Source organism: Okeania sp. (genome assembly GCF_983059655.1).
In genome coordinates this window covers 1-4,465 of sequence record NZ_CEZPJD010000669.1, presented here as the reverse complement: position 1 = coordinate 4,465, position 4,465 = coordinate 1, and the positions used below count along the sequence as shown (strand labels likewise).

Genomic DNA, 4,465 nt, shown 5'->3' with positions numbered 1-4,465 from the left:
ATACTACGAGTTTTAAAGGTAATCATAGCACGGCATCTTAAGTCTGGTTCGTTGTCTCTAAGATAGGTAAAAATCTCGGAGAATAAAGGTAAATAAATTTTCGTGTTTTTTTGAAATTGTATCTCCTTCATTAATGGATAATGGATAATGAAAACTATCTCTAATTATTCATTATTAATTATTAATTATTCATTATTCATTCAGCTATTGTTTTTGGTGCGTGATAAAAGCTTATTAATTTAGCCAGAATTAAATCTTACTACGAAAGTCAGCTACTTTGACCTTAAAGTTTATATTCATTTAAACACTGCCTTTAAGGGGAGAGTATTATTCTGAGAGCTGAGAGCTAATAGCTTTTTGTGCAGCATTCTGTAGGAAATGCTTACTTTCAAAGAAATCGGGTTTCTCAAAAATTTAAGATTATAATTTAGTCATAGAGTTTAGTAGATTCTAAAAAAAATTATTATTATGTCTCAATGTCTCAACCCGGAATGTCTAACTATTAATCCTGATAATTTTCAGTTCTGTCAAAAATGTGGAGATAAACTATTACTTGTAGAACGTTATTGGGCAAAAAGTATTCTCGGACAAGGTGGTTTTGGTCGAACTTTTTTAGCAGTAGATGAGTTTAAACCTTCTAAATCTTTTTGTGTTATTAAACAGTTTCTTCCTCAAGCTCAGGGAACCGATACTGTGGCAAAAGCTGCCGAGTTATTTGCACAGGAAGCGGAAAGGTTGGAGTTGTTAGGAAAGCATTCACAAATTCCCGAACTTTTTGCTTATTTTTCTGTGGATAGTCGTCAATATTTAGTACAGGAATTTATTAAAGGAGAAACCCTGCAACAAGAGTTAGATAATCGTGGGGTTTTTAATGAAAGTCAGATTCGAGAATTGTTAATAGACTTATTATCTGTTTTGCAGTTTGTTCACAGTCATAATGTGATTCATCGGGATATTAAACCAGAGAATATTATTAGGAGAGAGGCTGATAAAAAGTTAGTTTTGGTTGACTTTGGAGCAGCTAAAGTTATGCCTACAACTCAACGGCGGACGGTTACAGGAACGGTTATTGGAACGGCGGAATATTGCGCCCCGGAACAGTCCATGGGAAAGGCAAAGTTTGGGAGCGATCTGTATAGTTTGGGGGTTGTTTGTTTGCATTTATTAACTGGGATGAGTCCGTTTGATTTGTATGATGTAATGGAAATGGAATGGGTATGGCGAGATTGTTTAAATGGAAATTTTGTGAGTGATGAATTGGGGAAAGTTTTAGATATTTTGGTGGAACAAAAACCGAAGGAACGTTATCAGAAGGTTGAAGATGTTTTGGCTGATTTAGGATTAGGTAATTATTCTGTTTCTACTATTCAACAAAAACAAAAACTTCCACATAATTTTGTTTCTAATCAAAAAATTAAAAAATCCCAAAAAATTTCTATTTATCCTACTCAAAAAAATCAAAAACCTCCACATAATTTTGTTTCTAATGATATACCTTTGGTTTCAGCTATAGAAGTAAACTATGAAAATTTGCGTGACTTATTAGCAGCAGGAAAATGGAAAGAAGCAGACCAGGAAACTGAACTTTGTATGTTGAAAGTTGCTAGGCGAGAACTTGAAAGTTGCCTGAAAGAAGAAGACATAAATAATTTTCCTTGTAGAGACCTGCGCACTATTGATCTACTTTGGGTAAAACACAGTAATGGTAAGTTTGGCTTTTCTGTGCAGAAGGAGATTTATCAGAGTTTGGGTGGTACAAGACAGTACAATAGCAAAATATTGGAAGGGTTTGGCGATAATGTTGGATGGCGTCAAGAAGGAAAGAAGACATAAATAATTTTCCTTGTAGAGACCTGCGCACTATTGATCTACTTTGGGTAAAACACAGTAATGGTAAGTTTGGCTTTTCTGTGCAGAAGGAGATTTATCAGAGTTTGGGTGGTACAAGACAGTACAATAGCAAAATATTGGAAGGGTTTGGCGATAATGTTGGATGGCGTCAAGAAGGAAATTGGTTGAGATACGATGACCTGACTTTTAGTCTGGACACACATTACATGGGGCATCTTCCTTCCCATGTAGGGCCTTCGGTGGTCGTGGGCTGGAACCCGGTGGGGCGAGGACTATGGAAGAAGTATATACTAAAAGGCCATTTTAAGCTCTTCTCTCGCGCAGAGACTTGTAGACTTTAACATATAGCCATTTCAGCGGTCTGACAATCAGTTATAAGTTTTTAATAACCTATTTATCGGTCATCAAATACCAGTCCTTCCCCCTTTCTACGACAGAAGTTATTGTCATTGCGAGGCGGTTATAGAAACAACCTCTAGGATTTACCATTAACTTAGCCGAAGCAATCTCCCGTCTGATAGAAAAGACTGCTTCGGAGAGTCTATGGGAGCTTCACATAAAATAATTACTTTTCCTTCCCCCTCACTGAAGACATGATTATTCTCAGAGATTATCATTGCGAGGCAGTTATAGAAACATTCCACTACTGGACGACATCCATCCGTGTATCCGTGGCCAAATCCTTGTCTAGCACTAACTTCAAACTTTTGACTTCTGACTTCGGTATTGTTAACTAATAACTAATAACTGATAACTGATAACTGATAACTGATAACTGAAATGACTCCCTTCTCGCTAGTATAGACAGTGAGATAGAAAACTAGAGACTTAAAAAACTCTTTCATTATCAATTATCAATTATCCATTATCAATTATCCATTATTATCTAGCCAGTTTTCCAAATCTGCTATTGTTGCTAAATCAAAAATTTCTTCACCTAAAATATCTAATTTTTCCAAAGATAATTGCTCTATCTGAGTCTCAACTGCTGGAGGTATTTCTCCAAACTGGCGACGAATTTGGCGTAAGATTTGTTTCACTACTCCAATTCCAATTCCTTCTTCCCGTCCTTCGTTTCTCGCGAAACTAATTTGTCCTTGTTTATCTCTCATCAACTTTTCTTGTTCCTCTACTTCCTCTAATTCTTTATTGTTTAAGTTGGCTCGATTTGCTATCTTTAATGCTGCTTCTATTTCTGATACTTCTTCCAATGATTCTGGTATTACTTCTAAATTTGATGCCGATTTAATAAAGTATATCCATTTATCGCTGAGGGTTTCTAAGGCTGACAATTCTTTTTTAAATTTGGGTAATTCTACAAACATTAATGTTAATTCATCTTCGTAATTAATCGATTCTGTTTCTTCTTTAAATCGGAATTTAGTAATCATTTTATCAATATCCTCAAATAAAACAAAGTCGGCGATGGTTAAAGCTATAAAAGGTTCCAACATCATATAACCTTGCCCTACATCTAATTGATTTCCATAAGCTTTAGCTAAGTTATAAATCACTCGTTTTTTAAAATCTGCTACGTTCAATATTTGCATTTCAATAATGACGGTAGAGCCATTATCTAAAAGTGCTTTTACATCAAAATAAGTATCTTTTATAGTGTTAGTAACTCCAGGGTTATAGGGGTTAATGATTTTGAGAGATTGAATAATATTTTGATTGTTATAGACTATGGCATTGAGAAAGCTAATGAGGATTTTTTGACTGTGAATAGAACCAAAGATTTTTTTAAAGGCAAAGTCAGTTTTGGGGCTGATAAATTTCATAGTTATATATTTTCTAGAACTTGTATAATTTCTTGTAGATTATAGATGATCAGGACTTACGCAAGGACACTATATATAGTTAGGACTTACGCATGAATGCTATTAGTAGTGGACTGTTTCACCTAAAACTGTGCATTAGAATTGTCTGAAGCGTTAGCGGAGCTTTGCGATAGCAAACAACAGTATTTGCGGAGCATTCCGTCAGGAAAGCAATCTCAGACTAGTTTACTATTGCATCATTTAAGATGAAAAAATCCACTACTAGACTCTAATTCCTTTTGTAAATCATTAAATTGTAAATCATTAAAATCGACATTAAAAACATCTAGAGATTATACCAACTTGATAAATGTTAGCTACAGCTAATTTAGCCATTATAATAGATACCAATCCCCCAACCCTCCTTAAAAAGAAAGGGGGCTATTAAAATTTTATGTTGAACTATGAATAGCTTTACTATCGAGCTTGACTCAGTAATTGAAATGACAGACGAACAATTCTTTCAACTCTGTCAAAAAAACCAAGATTTAAGATTTGAAAGAAATGCTAAAGGAGATTTAATTATTATGTCACCTGCTGGTGCAGAAACTGGAAATCGAAATGGTAGATTAACCCAACAATTATTTAACTGGGCAGACAGAAATGAACTTGGTATTCCTTTTGATTCATCAGCAGGTTTTAACCTCCCAAATGGAGATAACCGTTCACCCGATGCTGCGTGGATACCTATAGAAAAATGGAATAATTTAACTCCTGAACAAAGAACAAAATTTTTACCTCTTTGCCCGGATTTTTTAGTCGAATTAATGTCACCTTCCGACAGCTTATCTGAA

At 34.8% G+C, this 4,465-nt stretch carries 5 protein-coding genes; 3 read left to right on the top strand and 2 right to left on the bottom strand.

Annotated features, from left to right (window positions below; translation table 11 throughout):
- The coding region (locus AC3DU7_RS26315) for a DUF2887 domain-containing protein (RefSeq protein ID WP_488042234.1) at positions 1-131 on the bottom strand (131 nt) is incomplete at its 3' end.
- A gap of 337 nt (positions 132-468) precedes the next feature.
- Here AC3DU7_RS26315 and AC3DU7_RS26310 point away from each other — a divergent pair.
- Positions 469-1,833: a protein kinase domain-containing protein gene (locus AC3DU7_RS26310; RefSeq protein WP_488042233.1), complete on the top strand. Its 1,365-nt coding sequence runs from the start codon at positions 469-471 to the stop codon at positions 1,831-1,833.
- A complete protein-coding gene (locus AC3DU7_RS26305; protein WP_488042232.1) occupies positions 1,806-2,192 on the top strand; it encodes a GUN4 domain-containing protein in 387 nt (128 codons plus the stop codon). Before AC3DU7_RS26310 ends, AC3DU7_RS26305 begins: the two co-directional genes overlap by 28 nt.
- A gap of 531 nt (positions 2,193-2,723) precedes the next feature.
- Here the strand turns inward: AC3DU7_RS26305 and AC3DU7_RS26300 are convergent.
- Positions 2,724-3,632 carry an Rpn family recombination-promoting nuclease/putative transposase gene (locus tag AC3DU7_RS26300; protein WP_488042231.1) on the bottom strand — a complete coding sequence of 303 codons (909 nt, stop codon included), beginning with the start codon at positions 3,630-3,632 and terminating at the stop codon, positions 2,724-2,726.
- 443 nt (positions 3,633-4,075) lie between these two features.
- Here AC3DU7_RS26300 and AC3DU7_RS26295 point away from each other — a divergent pair.
- The coding region (locus AC3DU7_RS26295; protein WP_488042230.1) for a Uma2 family endonuclease at positions 4,076-4,465 on the top strand (390 nt) is incomplete at its 3' end.